This window comes from Variovorax sp. M-6, assembly GCF_052114385.1.
Taxonomy (GTDB): domain Bacteria; phylum Pseudomonadota; class Gammaproteobacteria; order Burkholderiales; family Burkholderiaceae_C; genus Variovorax.
On record NZ_JBFREQ010000001.1, the window covers coordinates 161146 to 177397 of the forward strand.

Below are 16252 nucleotides of genomic sequence, written 5' to 3' on the forward strand. Positions count from 1 at the left end.
GAGGGGTCGGGACGCCCTAGTCCAGCCTGATCTGGGCGGCGGTCACGACCTTGGCCCAGCGCGCGCGTTCCTTCTCGAAGAACTGGTCCTGCTCGGTGGGCGTCATGGTCACGACCTCGGCGCCCTGGCCGGCCAGGCGCGAGCGGATGTCGGGCGAGCGGATGATCGCGATCAGCTCCTTGTTGAGGCGCTGCACCAGCGCCTCGGGCGTGCCGCGCGGTGCCAGCACGCCCTGCCAGGTGCCGGACTCGAAGCCGGGCACGCCCTGCTCCGCGATGGTCGGCACCTCGCCGATCAGCGGCATGCGCGTGCCCTTGGACACCCCCAGCACCTTGAGCTTGCCGCTCTGCACATGCGGCAGCGTCGCCAGCATGCCGTTCATCAGCACCTGGGTCTGGCCGGCCACCGTGTCCTGCACCGCCTGCACGCCGCCCTTGTAGGGCACGTATTGCCAGCGCGCGCCGCTCGCGCGTTCCAGCGCGACCCCGGCCAGGTGCGGCGCACTGCCGGTGGCGGTGACCGCGAAATTGAGGTCCGACTTCTTCGACAGCGCGATCAGTTCCTTCAGGTTGCTGGCCGGCACCGAGGGATGCACCACCAGCAGATGCGGCGAGTAGGCCAGCATGGTCACGCCGCGCAGATCCCTGGCGGGGTCGAAGGGCAGCTTGGTATAGACCGACGGGCTGATCGCCAGCGCGCCGACGTCGCACAGCAGCAGCGTGTAGCCGTCCGGCTGGGCCTTGGACACCAGGTCGGCGCCGAGGTTGCCGTTGGCGCCGGCCCGGTTCTCGACGATCACCGACTGCTTCAGCGCCTCCGACAAGGGCTGGCTGATGGAGCGCGCAATGATGTCGGACGACCCGCCGGGCGGATACGGTACGACGATGCGGATCGGCTTCGAAGGCCAGGCGTCGGCGGCTCGGGCCGCGCCGGCCGCCAGCAGGCTGCCGCCGAGAGCGCCGAGCACGAGATGGCGTCGATTCAAGGTCATGGGTGGGTCTCCGGATCGTTGAGGAATGAGCGTCGCATGGCAGCGATGTCATCAGTCATCGTACAACTAGTTCGAAGCGATGTCCAGCAATGGCCCGTTCGCCCCTCAGGCCGCCGGCGCCTGGCTGGCCGCAGCCGCCTTGTCGGCGTCGAGCCGGGCCGCCTCCTGGGCGATCCGCAGGCGTTCACGGCTGTTGGTCAGGTGGATGCGCATGGCCGCGCGCGCCGATTCGGCATCGCGCCGCGCGATCGCCGCGTAGATCTCCTCGTGCTCGCGATTCACCCGGCTCAGGTATTCGCCGCGCGGGTCGTGGTTGCGGATCGCGGTGATGCGCGTGCGCGGGATGATCGTGGTGCCGAGATGGCTCATGATGTCCGCGAAATAGGGATTGCCGGTGGCCTGCGCGATCTGCAGGTGGAAGCGGAAATCGGGCGCCACGGTATCGCCGGCCACGGTCACGTTGTGCTCGAAATCGTCGAGCGCCTGCCGCATGGCGGCGAGCTGCTCCTCGGTGCGGCGGGTCGCGGCCAGCCCTGCCGATTCGGTCTCCAGGCTGATGCGCAGCTCGAGCACCGCCAGCACGTCGACCGAGGTGGCGATGTCGGAGGCCTCGAGCCGGAACATGCCTGCCGCCCGCGGCTGGAGCACGAAGGTGCCGATGCCGTGGTGCGTTTCCACCAGCCCGCCGGCCTGCAGCTTGGAGAGCGCCTCCCGCACCACGGTGCGGCTCACGCCATAGGCCTGCATGATGGCCGACTCGGTCGGCAGCTTGTCGCCCGGGCGCAGCTGCTGGCTGCGGATCTTCTCGCCCAGGTCGTCGACCAGGCCATGCGCGAGGCCCCGCACCCGGCGGCGCGGCGTGGCGCCGAGGGCGGCGGCTTCGGTGGTTGCGGTTGACCCCGTTGACAGGTTCGACATCCGATGATGATAATCGCCTCCACGTTGTACGACAACCGATAACTTACGACTTCAGCAGAGACATCATGAGCGCCCCTTCTTCCACGCCCTCCTCCTCGCCGCAAGTCGCACGCCTGCTCCTGACCGGCGCCGCGGGCGGCCTCGGCAAGGTCCTGCGCGAGCGCCTGCGCCCGTATGCGGCGGTGCTGCGGGTGTCCGACATCGCGGCGATGGCGCCGGCCGAGGGGCCGCACGAAGAGGTCGTGCCCTGCGACCTCGCCGACAAGAAAGCGGTCGATGCGCTGGTGGCCGGCTGCGACGCGATCGTGCACCTGGGCGGCGTCTCGGTGGAGCGGCCGTTCGAGGAGATCCTCGAGGCCAACATCAAGGGCGTGTTCCACATCTACGAAGCGGCGCGCCGGCACGGCGTCAAGCGGGTGGTGTTCGCCAGCTCCAACCACGTGATCGGCTTCTACAAGCAGACCGAGCCCCTGGACGCCCATGTCGCGCGCCGGCCCGACGGCTACTACGGCCTGTCGAAGTCCTTCGGCGAGGACGTCGCCCAGTTCTACTTCGACCGCTGGGGCATCGAGACCGTGAGCATCCGCATCGGCTCCTCGTTCCCCGAGCCCCTCAACCGCCGGATGATGAGCACCTGGCTCAGCTACCGCGACCTGACCACGCTGATCGAGAAGTCGCTCTTCACGCCCGCGGTCAGGCACACGGTGGTCTACGGCATGTCGGCCAACCGCGACGTCTGGTGGGACAACGCGGCGGCCGCGCACCTGGGCTTCGTGCCGCAGGACAGCTCGGAGGTGTTCCGCGCCAAGGTCGAGGCGCAGCCGCCGGTGGCGCCCGGCGATCCGAATGCGATCTACCAGGGCGGCGCCTTCACCGCCCAAGGCCCCTTCGGAGACTGAGCACCATGGCGAGCCAGGCCGAACTCGTGGTCGACGCGCGCTGCGGCACGGGCGAGAGCCCCGTGTGGTCCATGGCCGAAGAGGCCTTGTACTGGGTCGACATTCCGGGACGGGCGCTGCACCGCTGGTCCGCCGCCGGCCACACGCAATGGACCAGCGAGGAAATGCCCGCCTGCATCGCGCCGCGCGCCGATCTGCCCGGCGCCTGGATCGCCGGGATGGAAAGCGGCCTGTTCTCGATCGCGCCGCGCGATGACGGACAACTCGCCGCCACCCGGCTCGCCGAGGTGGCGCACGCCGCGCCCGGCATGCGCTTCAACGACGGCCGCTGCGACCGCCAGGGCCGCTTCTGGGCCGGCACGATGCGGATCGACATGGCGGCCGGCGCGCGCGTCGGCCGGCTCTACCGGCATGACAAGGACAGCACCGCGCCTTCGCTGCAGCTCGAAGACCTGATCGTTCCCAACGGCCTCGCCTTCAGCCCCGACGGCCGCACGATGTACCTGTCCGACTCGCACCCGAGCGTGCAGACCGTCTGGGCCTTCGACTACGACACCGCCACCGGCACCCCCTCGCGGCGGCGCGTCTTCGTCGACATGAATCCCCTGCCCGGTCGACCCGACGGCGCAGCGGTCGATGCCGACGGCTGCTACTGGATCTGCGGCAACGACGCCGGCCTGGTGCACCGCTTCACGCCCGAAGGCCGGCTCGACCGCTCGCTCGAGCTGCCGGTGAAGAAGCCGGCGATGTGCGCCTTCGGCGGGCCGAAGCTCGACACGCTGTTCGTCACCTCGATCCGCCCGGGTGGCGACCTCGCGGACCAGCCGCTGGCCGGCGGCGTGTTCGCGCTGCGGCCCGGCACCCAGGGCATTCCGGAGCCGGCCTTCGGCGCCTGAACCCGAATATTCAAAGCATCACGACAACCACCAGCAGAGGAAGACAAATGAAGTTCAACAAGCACGCACTCATCGTCGCCATCGCGGCCTGCATGACCGCGATGGCCGCCCAGGCCACCGAGTTCCGGTCGGCCGACATCCACCCCGACGACTACCCGACCGTGACCGCGGTCAAGTTCATGAGCGACCGCCTGAAGCAGCTCTCCGGCGGCAAGGACAGCATCAAGGTGTTCAACAACAGCGCCCTGGGCAGCGAGAAGGACACGATCGAGCAGGCCAAGATCGGCGCGCTGCAGATGGTGCGCGTCAACATCGCGCCGATGAACAACATCTGCGCCGAGACGCAGGTGCCGACCATGCCCTTCCTGTTCCGCTCGGTCGACCACCTGCACAAGGTGCTCGACGGCCCGATCGGCGAGGAAATCCTCAAGTCCTGCGAGAAGCAGGGCTTCATCGGCCTGGCCTACTACGACAGCGGCGCGCGCTCGATGTTCACCGCCAAGAAGCCGGTGCGCAGCTTCGCCGACATGAAGGGGCTCAAGGTTCGCGTGCAGCAGTCCGACCTGTGGGTCTCGATGCTCGAGGCGATGGGCGCCAACGCCACGCCGATGCCGATGGGCGAGGTCTACACCGGCCTCAAGACCGGCCTGATCGACGCCGCCGAGAACAACTACCCGACCTACGAAAGCGCGCGCGCCTTCGAGGTCGCCAAGTACTACACCAAGACCGAGCACTCGATGGCCCCCGAAATGCTGCTGTTCTCCAAGCGCGCCTGGGACAAGCTCACGCCCGAGCAGCAGGGCTGGCTGCGCCAGGCCGCCAAGGAATCGGTGCCCTACATGCGCAAGCAGTGGGAAGAGCGCGAAGTGAAGTCGCTCGCGACCGTGAAGGCCGGCGGCGCCGAGATCATCGAGATCGACAAGGCCCCGTTCCAGGCCGCGATGAAGCCGGTCTACGACAAGTTCATCGTCGACGCGAGGCTCAAGGACCTCGTCAAGCGCGTGCAGGAAACCAAGTAGGTCCGGTCGTTCCCACCCTGCCCCTCTCCCGCACGCGAGAGGGGCCAAGGCAAACCATGTACACGAAACTCTGCCGCACGCTGGCTCGCGCCTGCATGTGGCTGGGCATCTTCGGCCTCGTCGCGGTGATCTGCGCCGTGAGCTGGCAGGTGTTCGGCCGCTATGTCCTCAACAACACCCCCACCTGGGCCGAGAGCCTGGCGCTGCTGCTGGTGCTCTACGTGACCATGCTCGGCGTCGCCGTCGGCGTGCGCGACGCGGGTCACATCGGCCTCGAATCCTTCCTGGTGCTGGCGCCCGACTGGCTTCGCCTGAAGATGGAGTTCCTGATCCATTTCCTGATCCTGCTGTTCGGCGCCGCGATGGCCTGGAACTGCGCCTCGCTGGCCGAGTCGGTCTGGGACTACCGGCTGCCCACGCTGTGGATCTCGGAAGGATGGAAGTACGTGCCGGCCGCCGTGTCCGGCGTCCTCATCGTGATGTTCTCGATCGAACACATCATCGCGCTCGCCAAAGGCCGCGAAGTCGAACCCGCCTGGGGCTGAGCATGACCATTCCTCTCCTGATCCTGTGCGTGAGCTTCACGCTGTTCCTGCTGCTCGGCGTGCCGGTGGCGTTCTCGATCGGCCTGTCGGCCCTGTCCACGCTGCTCTACGAAGGGCTGCCGCTCGAAGTCGGCTTCCAGCAGATGACTTCGGGCATGGGCATCTTCTCGTTCCTCGCGATCCCGTTCTTCATCTTCGCCGGCGAGCTGATGCTCTACGGCGGCATCGCCGACCGCATCGTCAACCTGGCGCGCGACCTGGTGGGCCACGTGCGCGGCGGCCTGGGCATGTCGAACGTGGTCGCCTGCACGCTGTTCGGCGGCGTCTCGGGCTCGCCCGTGGCCGACGTCTCGGCGATGGGCGCGGTGATGATCCCGATGATGAAGAAGGAGGGCTATCACGCCGACTACGCGGTCAACGTGACGACCCACGCGGCACTGGTCGGCGCCCTGATGCCGACCAGCCACAACCTGATCATCTATTCGCTCGCGGCCGGCGGCAAGGTCTCGATCGCGGCGCTGATCCTGGCGGCGCTGCTGCCGGCGGCGGTGCTCACGCTCAGCAACCTGGCGGCGGCCTACCTGGTGGCGGTGAAGCGCGGCTACCCGGCCGGCAGCTTCCCGGGCTGGCAGATCGTCGGCCGCTCGTTCGCGGCCGCCCTGCCCGGCCTGTTCATCGTCGTGCTGATCCTCGGCGGCATCCTGTCGGGCGTGTTCACCGCGACCGAGTCGGCCGCGGTGGCGGTGCTGTATGCGCTGGCGCTGACGATCTTCGTCTACCGCACGCTGAAGTGGGAGCACTTCATCAAGGCGGCCTCGAAGGCGGTGCGCACCACCGGCGTGATCCTGCTGCTGATCGGCATCTCGAGCACCTTCGGCTATCTCATCAGCCTCTACGGCGTCGCCGAGCTCACGGGGCAGATGCTGTCGGAGGTCACGAGCACGCCCTGGGTGATCTTCCTGCTGATCAACATCATCCTGTTCGTGCTGGGCACCTTCCTCGACATGGCGGCGACCATCCTGCTGTGCACGCCGATCTTCCTGCCGATCGCCCAGCACTACGGCATGAGCTCGGTGCAGTTCGGCATCGTGATGCTGATCAACTGCGCGCTGGGCCTCAATACGCCGCCGGTGGGCACGACGCAATTCGTCGGCTGCGCGATCGGCGGCGTCTCGGTGGGCACGGTGATGAAGACCATCTGGCCCTTCTACGGCGCGCTGATCTTCGCGCTCGGCGTCGTCACCTTCGTGCCAGCCTTCTCGACCTGGCTCCCCAGCCTCTTCATGGTCGTCAAGTAAAGGAGCACCGCCATGTCCGAAGCCGTCAAGCCGCCGCTCTACATCCGCATGCACGCCAACGACAACGTCGCGATCGTGGCCAACGACGGCGGGCTGGCGGCCGGCACGGTGTTCCCCTCGGGCCTGACCCTGCGCGAGAAGGTGCCGCAGGCCCACAAGGTGGCGCTGGCCGACATTCCCGAGGGCGGCGTGGTCCGGCGCTACGACGTCGCGATCGGCTATGCGCTGAAGGACATTCCGGCCGGCAGCTGGGTGCACGAGCGGCTGCTGAAGATGCCCGCTGCCCGCGAGCTCGCAGGCCTGCCGATCGCCACCGTGAAGCCGCCCGCGATGCCGCCGCTCGAGGGCTACACCTTCGAGGGCTATCGCAATCCGGACGGCTCGGTGGGCTCGCGCAACATCCTCGCCATCACCCAGACCGTGCAGTGCGTCGCCGGCGTCACCGAGTTCGCGGTGCAGCGCATCAAGGCCGAACTGCTGCCCAAGTACCCGAACGTCGACGACGTCGTGGCCCTCGAGCACAGCTATGGCTGCGGCGTCGCGATCGATGCGCCCGACGCCATCATCCCGATCCGCACGCTGCGCAACATCAGCCTGAATCCGAACTTCGGCGGCGAGGTGATGGTGGTGAGCCTGGGCTGCGAGAAGCTGCAGCCCGAGCGCCTGATGCCGCCGGGCACCATTCCGCTGATCGACGAACGCAACGTGGCCGACGTGGGAGACAGCGCCGAGGCCAAGCTCGACGTCGTCTGCCTGCAGGACGACGCCCATGTCGGCTTCATGTCGATGGTCGACTCGATCCTGCGGCAGGCCGAGGAGCACCTCGAGCGCCTCGACGCCCGCCGGCGCGAGACCGTACCGGCCAGCGAGCTGGTCGTCGGCGTGCAATGCGGCGGCAGCGATGCCTTCTCGGGCGTCACGGCCAACCCGGCGGTGGGCTTCTGCACCGACTTGCTGGTGCGCGCCGGCGCCACCGTGATGTTCTCGGAAGTCACCGAGGTGCGCGACGGCATCGACCAGCTCACCGCGCGCGCCACCACGCCCGAGGTGGCCGAGGCGATGATCCGCGAGATGGCCTGGTACGACGCCTACCTCGACAAGGGGCGCGTGGACCGCAGCGCCAACACCACGCCGGGCAACAAGAAGGGCGGCCTCTCGAACATCGTCGAAAAGGCGATGGGCTCGATCGTCAAGAGCGGCAGCGCGCCGATCTCGGGCGTGGTCGCGCCGGGCGAGAAGGCCCGGCAGAAGGGGCTGCTCTATGCCGCCACGCCGGCCAGCGATTTCATCTGCGGCACGCTGCAACTGGCCGCCGGGATCAACCTGCATGTCTTCACCACCGGCCGCGGCACGCCCTACGGCCTGGCCGAGGTGCCGGTGATCAAGGTCGCGACCCGCAGCGACCTGGCGCGCCGCTGGCACGACCTGATGGACGTCAACGCCGGGCGCATCGCGGACGGCGACGCCACCATCGAGGACGTGGGCTGGGAGCTGTTCCGCCTGATGCTCGATGTCGCCAGCGGCCGCAGGAAGACCTGGGCCGAGCAGTGGAAGCTGCACAACGCGCTGGTGCTGTTCAACCCGGCGCCGGTCACCTGAAGGCGCACGAGCGCACCCCTAGTCAACCACGGAGACAAGCATCTTGATGAAAACAACCTTCCTGCGCCGCCTGGCCGCGCTCTCGACCGCCACCGCCCTGTCGCTCGGCCTGGCGGCGCCCGCCGCGGCCGACACCGATTTCCCGAACCGCACCATCGAACTGCTGGTGCCCTACCAGCCGGGCGGCGGCACCGACGGACTGGCGCGCACCTTCGCCGACGCCAGCCGCAAGCACATGACGCAGACCATGGTGATCGTCAACCGGCCCGGCGCCGGCGGCGCGATCGGCTGGACCGAGGTCATCAACGCCAAGCCCGACGGCTACAAGCTCGCGGTGCTGACTGTGGAACTGCTCACGCTGCCGCACCTCGGCTTGGCCAAGTTCAACTACGACGACTTCCAGCCGATCGCGCAGCTCAACGCCGACCCGGCCGCGATCACGGTCAAGGCCGACGCGCCCTGGAACACGGTCGAGGAATTCCTGGCCGCCGCCAGGAAGTCCCCGGAGAGCGTGCGCGTCGGCAATTCCGGCAACGGCTCGATCTGGCACCTGGCCGCGGCCGCGCTCGAAGACAAGACCGGCGCCAGGTTCGGCCACATCCCGTTCCAGGGCGCCGCGCCCGCAGTGCTGGCGCTGCTCGGCGGCCACATCGAGGCGGTGGCGGTGAGCCCGGCCGAGGTCACGACCCACGTGCAGTCGGGCAAGCTCAGGATGCTGATGGTCATGGCCGACCAGCGCGTGAAGGGCTTCGAGAAGGTGCCGACCGCCAAGGAGCGCGGCATCGATCTCTCGATCGGCACCTGGCGCGGCCTCGGCGCGCCGAAGAACACGCCGCCCGAAGTGATGGCCAGGCTGCGCGAGATCACCGCCAAGACAGCCGCCGAGCCGATGATGCGCGAGGCCATGGACAAGCAGAACCTGGGCTACGTCTACACCGACGGCGCGGTCTTCAAGGAGACGCTGGCGCGGGACAACGCCTATTACAAGAGCCTGATCACCAAGCTCAACATCAAGCCCTGAGACCTTGCGGGACAGACCAAGCAGGAGACCACCATGCAACGCCGCACCCTGATCCACACCGCACTCGCCTCGCTGGCCGCCGGCCTGCCGGCCCTGCCCGCCCTCGCGCAGGGCCAATGGCCGACGGCCAAGCCGATCACCTACCTGGTCCCCTTCCCTGCCGGCGGCACCACCGACGTGCTGGCGCGGCTGATCAGCCAGAAGCTCGGGCCGGTGCTGGGCACCAGCGTCGTCATCGACAACAAGGGCGGCGCCGGCGGCAGCGTCGGCTCGGAGATCGCGGCGCGCGCGGCGCCCGACGGCTTCACGCTGCTGGGCGGCACCATCAGCTCGCACGCCATCAACGTCAGCCTCTATCCCAAGATCGGCTACGACCCGCTGAAGTCCTTTGCGCCGGTGACGCTGATCGGCACCAACCCGGTGGTGCTGGTGGTCAACCAGGCGAGCCCGTACAAGACGCTCAAGGACCTGCTCGAGGCCAGCCGCTCCAAGCCGGGCGGGCTGTCGTCGGCCTCGGCCGGCACCGGCACCTCGCAGCACCTGGCGCTGGAACTGCTGGCCTACAAGTCGGGCGTCAAGTTCACGCACATCCCGTACAAGGGCAGCGGCCCGGCGATCCAGGACGTCATCGGCGGCCAGGTCGACATGATGTTCGACACCACCGTGGTCGCGGGCCCGCACATCCAGAGCGGCAAGCTGCGCGCGCTGGCCGTGACCTCGGCCAGGCGCCTGGCCTCGATGCCGGAGGTGCCGACGATCGCCGAATCGGGCATCCCGGGGCTGGCGGACTTCGAAGTCGTGTCCTGGCAGGCGATCTTCGTGCCGGCCGGCACGCCGGCGCCGATCGTCGACCGCCTGCACACCGAGATCCGCAAGATCCTCGCGCAGCCCGAGATGCAGGAGAAGATGAAGGGCTTCGGCATGGAACCGGCCGACCTGAGCACGGCGCAGATCGCGGCCTTCCAGAAGGCCGAAGTGGAAAAATGGGCGCAGGTCATCAAGGCCGCCAACATCAAAGCCGAGTAGATTTCGTCCTGCGAAACGCGCGCCAGGCGGTCGATAGAATCGCCTTCCGTTTTCCTGGGAACACCTCTTGTCCGATCGCCTCCCCGTCCTGCCTCAATATCTTTTCCCCAAGCAGGCGCTGACCACTTTCGCCGGCTGGGTCGCGGGCAAGGAGCGCGGCTCGGTCACGACCTGGATCATCCGCCGCTTCGTCGCCAAGTACGGCGTCGACATGGGCGAGGCGCTCGACAGCGACATCGCGAGCTATCCCAGCTTCAATGCCTTCTTCACCCGGGCGCTCAAACCCGGAGCGCGGCCGCTGGCCCAGGCCGACCTGGTCTCGCCGGTGGACGGCGCGATCAGCCAGTTCGGCGCCATCGAGGGCGACCGGATCTTCCAGGCCAAGGGCCACCGCTATTCGACCACCGCGCTGGTGGGCGGCGACGCCGCGCTGGCCGCGCAATTCGAGCACGGCAGCTTCGCCACGCTCTACCTGAGCCCGAAGGACTACCACCGCATCCACATGCCGTGCGACGGGCGCCTGCTGCGCATGATCTATGTGCCGGGCGAGCTGTTCTCGGTCAACCCGACCACCGCGCGCGGGGTGCCCGGCCTGTTCGCGCGCAACGAGCGCGTGGTCTGCGTCTTCGAGTCGGCCCGCGGCCCCTTCGTGCTGGTGCTGGTCGGCGCGACCATCGTGGGCAGCATGGCGACGGTCTGGCACGGCGTGGTCAATCCGCCGCGCGGCGGCGAGGTGCGCGAATGGCACTACGCCGATCGTCAGATCGTGCTGGCGCAGGGCGAGGAAATGGGGCGCTTCCTGCTCGGCTCCACGGTGGTGATGCTGTTTCCGGCCCCGCCGCTGGCCTTCGCGCCGGACTGGGCGCCGGCCCGCCCGGTGCGGCTCGGCGAAGCGATGGCCAACTACCCTCGCTCAACGCCGTGATCCCACAGGCCGCAGCCTGCCTGCCGCGTCAGCTATAAAACTTGTAGCAACCTGCCTTCTGGGATATAGTCGCCGGCCGATTCCGGGTGGCCCCACACCCCCCTAAAAAAGAACACGCGGCGACCCGAGGAGATGAAGTCGATGAGCAGCAAGGAAAACGCAGCCGTCAGCCAATTGCTCGCGCTGCTGGAAGCCCGCTACGCGCTGCGCGTCCTCTGGGCCCTGCGGGACGGCCACGCGCAGACCTTCCGCCTGCTGCAGGACAGCGTCGGCAGCATCACGCCCAACACGCTGAACACCCGCATCAAGGAGCTCCGGGAGGCCGGGCTCGTGAACCACGGCAGCGAAGGCTACAGCCTGACCCTGAGCGGCCAGGACCTGCTCAAGCGCCTGTCGGACCTGCAGGCCTTCGCGGGCAGGTGGCAGCAGACCCAGGTCAAGAAGACGGCGCCTCCTCCCGCGCCGTAGCACCGGGCAGGGTCGTTAAACTGCCCGGTTTTCCACCCTTTTCCAAATCCCCAAGGAGCGCTCCATGCCCACCACTCCCTCCGGCCTGCAATACGAAGACACCACGGTCGGCGAAGGCGCCGAAGCCAAGGCCGGCCACCATGTGCATGTGCACTACACCGGCTGGCTCTTCAACGACGGCGTCCAGGGCGCCAAGTTCGATTCCAGCCGCGACCGCAACGACCCGTTCGCCTTCTCGCTGGGCGCCGGCCAGGTCATCAAGGGCTGGGACGAAGGCGTCGCCGGCATGAAGATCGGCGGCAAGCGCACCCTGATCATCCCGGCCGCCCTCGGCTATGGCGCCCGCGGCGCCGGTGGCGTGATCCCGCCCAACGCCACTCTCAAGTTCGACGTCGAGCTGCTGGACGCCCACTGAGCTGACCCTCGGCGCCGGCTTGTCCAGCGCCAATGAGGCCCCCGAATGCGCCGCTGCCGGCGCATTTTTTTGTCTTGAAAACCGCCCGCCGAGCCCCAAATGGCTGGCTATTGTTCGTTTTTCATTGATTTCCGGCGTGGCAGCCGGCATTTTGAGCATGTCAGACCCGCAAAACACCCCTCTGAACCCCGACACCCTGCAAGGTGAACCCAGCCCCGAAGAACGCGAGGCCGCCCAGGCGGCGAACGAAGCCGACGCGCTGGCTGCGGCCCAGGCCGAGATCGCCGCGCTGAAGGCCAAGAACGCCGAGCTGGCCGACCAGTTCCTGCGCGCCCAGGCCGACGTGCAGAACGCCCGCCGCCGGGCCGACGAAGAGATCACCAAGGGCCGCAAGTTCGCGATCGAGGGCTTCGCCGAGAGCCTGCTGCCCGTGCTCGACAGCCTCGAAGCCGGGCTGGCGATCCCCGAGGCGACCACCGAGCACCTGCGCGAAGGCACCGAGGCCACCCTACGCCAGCTCAAGAGCGCGCTCGAACGCAACAAGGTGATCGAGATCGCGCCGCCGGCCGGCGGCAAGTTCGACCCGCACCAGCACCAGGCGATCTCGGTGGTGCCGGTGCCGGGCCAGGAGCCCAACACGATCGCGAGCGTGCTCCAGAAGGGCTACACGATCGCCGACCGCGTGCTGCGCCCGGCCCTGGTGACCGTCAGCAGCCCGAGCTGAAAACCAACAAGAAACCCACAGGAAATCCCCGCTTCGTCCCTTGAATCGAAGCGGGTTATCCACAAGTTCACAACAACCTCATTTCAGATTCCAGGAGCAACAAACATGGCCAAAATCATCGGCATCGACCTCGGCACCACCAACTCGTGCGTGTCGATCATGGAAGGCAACACCACGCGTGTGATCGAGAACTCCGAAGGCGCCCGCACGACGCCCTCGATCGTGGCCTACCAGGAAGACGGCGAAGTGCTGGTCGGCGCCTCGGCCAAGCGTCAGGCGGTCACCAACCCGAAGAACACGATCTACGCGGTCAAGCGCCTGATCGGCCGCAAGTTCGAGGAAAAGGAAGTCCAGAAGGACATCGACCTGATGCCCTACAGCATCACCAAGGCCGACAACGGCGACGCCTGGGTGGAAGTGCGCGGCAAGAAGCTCGCGCCGCAGCAGATCAGCGCCGAAATCCTGCGCAAGATGAAGAAGACCGCCGAGGACTACCTCGGCGAGCCGGTCACCGAGGCCGTGATCACGGTGCCCGCGTACTTCAATGACAGCCAGCGCCAAGCCACCAAGGACGCCGGCCGCATCGCCGGCCTGGACGTCAAGCGCATCATCAACGAGCCGACCGCCGCTGCGCTGGCCTTCGGCCTCGACAAGCACGACAAGGCCGACCGCAAGATCGCCGTCTATGACCTCGGCGGCGGCACCTTCGACATCTCGATCATCGAGATCGCGGACGTCGACGGCGAGAAGCAGTTCGAAGTGCTGTCGACCAACGGCGACACCTTCCTGGGCGGCGAGGACTTCGACCAGCGCATCATCGACTACATCATTTCCGAGTTCAAGAAGGAACAGGGCGTCGACCTGAGCAAGGACGTGCTCGCGCTGCAGCGCCTCAAGGAAGCGGCCGAGAAGGCCAAGATCGAGCTGTCGAACGGCGCCGCCACCGACATCAACCTGCCCTACGTCACGGCCGACGCCTCGGGTCCGAAGCACCTGAACATCAAGCTCTCGCGCGCCAAGCTCGAAAGCCTGGTCGACGAGCTGATCGAACGCACCATTGCGCCTTGCCGTACCGCCATCAAGGATGCCGGCGTCAGCGTGTCCGACATCAGCGACGTGATCCTGGTCGGCGGCATGACCCGCATGCCCAAGGTGCAGGAGATGGTCAAGGAGTTCTTCGGCAAGGAGCCGCGCAAGGACGTGAACCCCGACGAGGCCGTGGCCGTCGGCGCCGCCATCCAGGGGCAGGTGCTGTCGGGCGACCGCAAGGACGTGTTGCTGCTCGACGTCACCCCGCTGTCGCTGGGCATCGAGACCATGGGTGGCGTGATGACCAAGATGATCACCAAGAACACCACGATCCCGACCAAGTTCGCGCAGACCTTCTCGACCGCCGAGGACAACCAGCCGGCCGTGACGATCAAGGTGTTCCAGGGCGAGCGTGAAGTCGCCGCCGGCAACAAGCTGCTCGGCGAATTCAACCTCGAGGGCATCCCGCCGGCCTCGCGCGGCACGCCGCAGATCGAGGTCAGTTTCGACATCGACGCCAACGGCATCCTGCACGTCGGCGCCAAGGACAAGGGCACCGGCAAGGAAAACAAGATCACCATCAAGGCCAACTCGGGCCTGTCCGAGGACGAGATCCAGAAGATGGTGAAGGACGCCGAGCTGAACGCGGCCGAGGACAAGAAAAAGGTCGAACTGGCCCAGGCCCGCAACCAGGGCGAAGCCATGGTGCACAGCGTCAAGAAGTCGCTCGGCGAGCACGGCGCCAGCCTGGACGCCGGCGAGAAGGAAAAGATCGAAGCCGCGATCAAGGACGTCGAAGAAGCCCTGAAGGGCGAGGACAAGGCCTCGATCGAGGAAAAGACCAACACGCTGATGAGCGCCAGCCAGAAGCTCGGCGAGAAGATGTACGCCGACGCCCAGGCGGCTGCAGGTGCGGCCGGCGGCCCGGGCGCTGGCCCGGAAGCTGCCAGCGCGCCGGCGGACGACAACGTCGTCGACGCCGAAGTGAAGGAAGTCAAGAAGGGCTGATCCCCTCGTCCTGACCCGAGGCTGGACCCCCTTGCGAGGCGGTCCAGCCTTTTCCGCTTCCTGACCCCGACATCCGCCACCGACCCCGACCATGGCCACCAAACGCGACTATTACGAGACCCTCGGCGTTCCCAAGAACGCGAGCGAGGAGGAAATCAAGAAGGCTTATCGCAAACTCGCGATGAAGCACCACCCCGACCGCAACCACGGTGACACCGGCAAGGAGGCCGAGGCCAAGTTCAAGGAGGTCAAGGAAGCCTACGAAATGCTGTCGGACGGCCAGAAGCGGGCCGCCTACGACCAATACGGGCATGCGGGCGTCGACCCGAACATGCGCGGCGGTCCGGGCGCGGAGGGCTTTGGCGGCTTCGCCGAGGCCTTCGGCGACATCTTCGGCGACGTCTTCGGCGGCGCCCGCGGGGGCCGCCAGGGCAGCGGCCGCCAGGTGTTCCGCGGCAGCGACCTGAGCTATGCGATGGAAGTCACGCTCGAGGAAGCAGCCGAGGGCAAGGACGCCCAGATCCGGATCCCGAGTTGGGACGACTGCGGCACCTGCAAGGGCACCGGCGCCAAGCCCGGCACCAAGCCGATCACCTGCACCACCTGCCACGGCCAGGGCGCGGTCCAGATGCGCCAGGGCTTTTTCAGCGTGCAGCAGACCTGCCCTACCTGCCACGGCTCGGGCAAGATCATTCCCGAGCCCTGCACCACCTGCCACGGCCAGGGCAAGATCAAGAACAACAAGACGCTGGAAGTGAAGATCCCCGCCGGCATCGACGACGGCATGCGCATCCGCAGCACCGGCAACGGCGAGCCCGGCACCAACGGCGGCCCTCCGGGCGATCTTTACATCGAGATCCGGCTCAAGAAGCACGAACTGTTCGAGCGCGACGGCGACGACCTGCACTGCGTGGTGCCGGTCAGCATCACGACCGCGGCGCTCGGCGGCGAGATCAACGTGCCGACGCTGAAGGGCGCGGCGGCCATCGACATCCCCGACGGCACCCAGAGCGGCAAGCAGTTCCGCCTGCGCGGCAAGGGCATCAAGGGCGTGCGTTCCAGCTACCCGGGCGACCTGTACTGCCATGTGCGGGTCGAGACGCCTGTCAAGCTCACCGAGCACCAGCGCAAGCTCATGAAGGAGCTCGACGAGTCGCTCAAGAAAGGCGGCGAAAAGCACAGTCCGACCGACAAGGGCTGGTTCGACAAGGCGAAGGAGTTTTTCAGCTGATCGCCACGTCCGTGGCGGTGGCCGGTCGTCCGGCAGCGTCGGAATCCAGGCGGCCCGCGGGCCGCTTTTTTTGTGTCCGCTGGCCTCCGCCGCTCGACCCGGTCGGCGACGGCGCCGCCTCGGGCGTTGATCCGGCACAGATCATTGAGACATATGGACAGAACCTGCGGACGACGACTGCGGACAGGACGGTCCCGTGCACGAAAGCCGGCATCCTCGTACGATGGCCTGAACGGGGAA

The 16252-nt window shown here is 67.5% G+C and carries 16 protein-coding genes; 14 read left to right on the forward strand and 2 right to left on the reverse strand.

The window, feature by feature from the left end; translation table 11 throughout:
* Positions 1-16: 16 nt before the first annotated feature.
* Together AB4Z46_RS00790 and AB4Z46_RS00795 are read right to left on the reverse strand one after the other, a co-directional pair.
* Positions 17-991, reverse strand: coding sequence for a Bug family tripartite tricarboxylate transporter substrate binding protein (locus AB4Z46_RS00790; protein ID WP_442281565.1), 975 nt, complete (start codon positions 989-991; stop codon positions 17-19).
* Positions 992-1096: 105 nt separating this feature from the next.
* Entirely contained in the window at positions 1097-1909 is an 813-nt protein-coding gene (locus AB4Z46_RS00795) for a FadR/GntR family transcriptional regulator (RefSeq protein ID WP_442281566.1), read from the reverse strand.
* Positions 1910-1974: 65 nt separating this feature from the next.
* On the opposite strand from AB4Z46_RS00795, the gene AB4Z46_RS00800 reads away from it, so the two are divergent.
* The 14 genes from AB4Z46_RS00800 to dnaJ all read left to right on the forward strand — a co-directional run bounded on the left by AB4Z46_RS00800 (position 1975) and on the right by dnaJ (position 16012).
* Complete coding sequence (locus AB4Z46_RS00800; protein WP_442281567.1) at positions 1975-2808, forward strand: NAD-dependent epimerase/dehydratase family protein; 834 nt, start codon at positions 1975-1977, stop codon at positions 2806-2808.
* Positions 2809-2813: 5 nt separating this feature from the next.
* Positions 2814-3704 carry an SMP-30/gluconolactonase/LRE family protein gene (locus AB4Z46_RS00805; protein WP_442281568.1) on the forward strand — a complete coding sequence of 297 codons (891 nt, stop codon included), beginning with the start codon at positions 2814-2816 and terminating at the stop codon, positions 3702-3704.
* A gap of 47 nt (positions 3705-3751) precedes the next feature.
* Positions 3752-4723, forward strand: coding sequence for a TRAP transporter substrate-binding protein (locus AB4Z46_RS00810; RefSeq protein WP_442281569.1), 972 nt, complete (start codon positions 3752-3754; stop codon positions 4721-4723).
* Between the two features lie 56 nt (positions 4724-4779).
* Positions 4780-5268 (forward strand): TRAP transporter small permease, encoded by a 489-nt coding sequence (locus tag AB4Z46_RS00815; RefSeq protein WP_442281570.1) that lies wholly within the window; start codon positions 4780-4782, stop codon positions 5266-5268.
* Positions 5269-5270: 2 nt separating this feature from the next.
* The gene (locus AB4Z46_RS00820) at positions 5271-6566 is read left to right on the forward strand and encodes a TRAP transporter large permease (protein ID WP_442281571.1); all 1296 of its coding nucleotides are present in this window, start codon (positions 5271-5273) and stop codon (positions 6564-6566) included.
* 12 nt (positions 6567-6578) lie between these two features.
* Positions 6579-8165, forward strand: coding sequence for a galactarate dehydratase (gene garD, locus AB4Z46_RS00825; protein ID WP_442281572.1), 1587 nt, complete (start codon positions 6579-6581; stop codon positions 8163-8165).
* A gap of 46 nt (positions 8166-8211) precedes the next feature.
* The gene (locus tag AB4Z46_RS00830; RefSeq protein WP_442281573.1) at positions 8212-9186 is read left to right on the forward strand and encodes a Bug family tripartite tricarboxylate transporter substrate binding protein; all 975 of its coding nucleotides are present in this window, start codon (positions 8212-8214) and stop codon (positions 9184-9186) included.
* 33 nt (positions 9187-9219) lie between these two features.
* Positions 9220-10212, forward strand: a complete 993-nt coding sequence (locus AB4Z46_RS00835; RefSeq protein ID WP_442281574.1) for a Bug family tripartite tricarboxylate transporter substrate binding protein — start codon at positions 9220-9222, stop codon at positions 10210-10212.
* 67 nt (positions 10213-10279) lie between these two features.
* A complete protein-coding gene (gene asd, locus AB4Z46_RS00840) occupies positions 10280-11137 on the forward strand; it encodes an archaetidylserine decarboxylase (protein WP_442281575.1) in 858 nt (285 codons plus the stop codon).
* Positions 11138-11278: 141 nt separating this feature from the next.
* Positions 11279-11605, forward strand: coding sequence for a winged helix-turn-helix transcriptional regulator (locus tag AB4Z46_RS00845; RefSeq protein ID WP_442281576.1), 327 nt, complete (start codon positions 11279-11281; stop codon positions 11603-11605).
* 64 nt (positions 11606-11669) lie between these two features.
* Positions 11670-12020 (forward strand): FKBP-type peptidyl-prolyl cis-trans isomerase, encoded by a 351-nt coding sequence (locus tag AB4Z46_RS00850; protein ID WP_442281577.1) that lies wholly within the window; start codon positions 11670-11672, stop codon positions 12018-12020.
* 157 nt (positions 12021-12177) lie between these two features.
* Entirely contained in the window at positions 12178-12744 is a 567-nt protein-coding gene (grpE, locus tag AB4Z46_RS00855; RefSeq protein WP_442281578.1) for a nucleotide exchange factor GrpE, read from the forward strand.
* Positions 12745-12849: 105 nt separating this feature from the next.
* On the forward strand, positions 12850-14781 hold the full coding sequence (gene dnaK / locus AB4Z46_RS00860; RefSeq protein ID WP_442281579.1) for a molecular chaperone DnaK: 1932 nt from the start codon (positions 12850-12852) through the stop codon (positions 14779-14781).
* Positions 14782-14872: 91 nt separating this feature from the next.
* Positions 14873-16012, forward strand: coding sequence for a molecular chaperone DnaJ (gene dnaJ / locus AB4Z46_RS00865; RefSeq protein WP_442281580.1), 1140 nt, complete (start codon positions 14873-14875; stop codon positions 16010-16012).
* Positions 16013-16252: the final 240 nt, after the last annotated feature.

Excerpts from the sequence above, each read along its gene's own strand:
- garD (WP_442281572.1), top strand. The coding sequence starts at position 6,579 with ATGTCCGAAGCCGTCAAGCCGCCGCTCTACATCCGCATGCACGCCAAC.
- AB4Z46_RS00820 (WP_442281571.1), top strand. The coding sequence starts at position 5,271 with ATGACCATTCCTCTCCTGATCCTGTGCGTGAGCTTCACGCTGTTCCTG.
- AB4Z46_RS00835 (WP_442281574.1), top strand. The coding sequence starts at position 9,220 with ATGCAACGCCGCACCCTGATCCACACCGCACTCGCCTCGCTGGCCGCC.
- grpE (WP_442281578.1), top strand. The coding sequence starts at position 12,178 with ATGTCAGACCCGCAAAACACCCCTCTGAACCCCGACACCCTGCAAGGT.
- AB4Z46_RS00800 (WP_442281567.1), top strand. The coding sequence starts at position 1,975 with ATGAGCGCCCCTTCTTCCACGCCCTCCTCCTCGCCGCAAGTCGCACGC.
- AB4Z46_RS00810 (WP_442281569.1), top strand. The coding sequence starts at position 3,752 with ATGAAGTTCAACAAGCACGCACTCATCGTCGCCATCGCGGCCTGCATG.
- dnaJ (WP_442281580.1), top strand. The coding sequence starts at position 14,873 with ATGGCCACCAAACGCGACTATTACGAGACCCTCGGCGTTCCCAAGAAC.
- AB4Z46_RS00805 (WP_442281568.1), top strand. The coding sequence starts at position 2,814 with ATGGCGAGCCAGGCCGAACTCGTGGTCGACGCGCGCTGCGGCACGGGC.
- AB4Z46_RS00795 (WP_442281566.1), bottom strand. The coding sequence starts at position 1,909 with ATGTCGAACCTGTCAACGGGGTCAACCGCAACCACCGAAGCCGCCGCC.
- dnaK (WP_442281579.1), top strand. The coding sequence starts at position 12,850 with ATGGCCAAAATCATCGGCATCGACCTCGGCACCACCAACTCGTGCGTG.
- AB4Z46_RS00850 (WP_442281577.1), top strand. The coding sequence starts at position 11,670 with ATGCCCACCACTCCCTCCGGCCTGCAATACGAAGACACCACGGTCGGC.
- AB4Z46_RS00830 (WP_442281573.1), top strand. The coding sequence starts at position 8,212 with ATGAAAACAACCTTCCTGCGCCGCCTGGCCGCGCTCTCGACCGCCACC.
- AB4Z46_RS00815 (WP_442281570.1), top strand. The coding sequence starts at position 4,780 with ATGTACACGAAACTCTGCCGCACGCTGGCTCGCGCCTGCATGTGGCTG.
- AB4Z46_RS00790 (WP_442281565.1), bottom strand. The coding sequence starts at position 991 with ATGACCTTGAATCGACGCCATCTCGTGCTCGGCGCTCTCGGCGGCAGC.
- AB4Z46_RS00845 (WP_442281576.1), top strand. The coding sequence starts at position 11,279 with ATGAGCAGCAAGGAAAACGCAGCCGTCAGCCAATTGCTCGCGCTGCTG.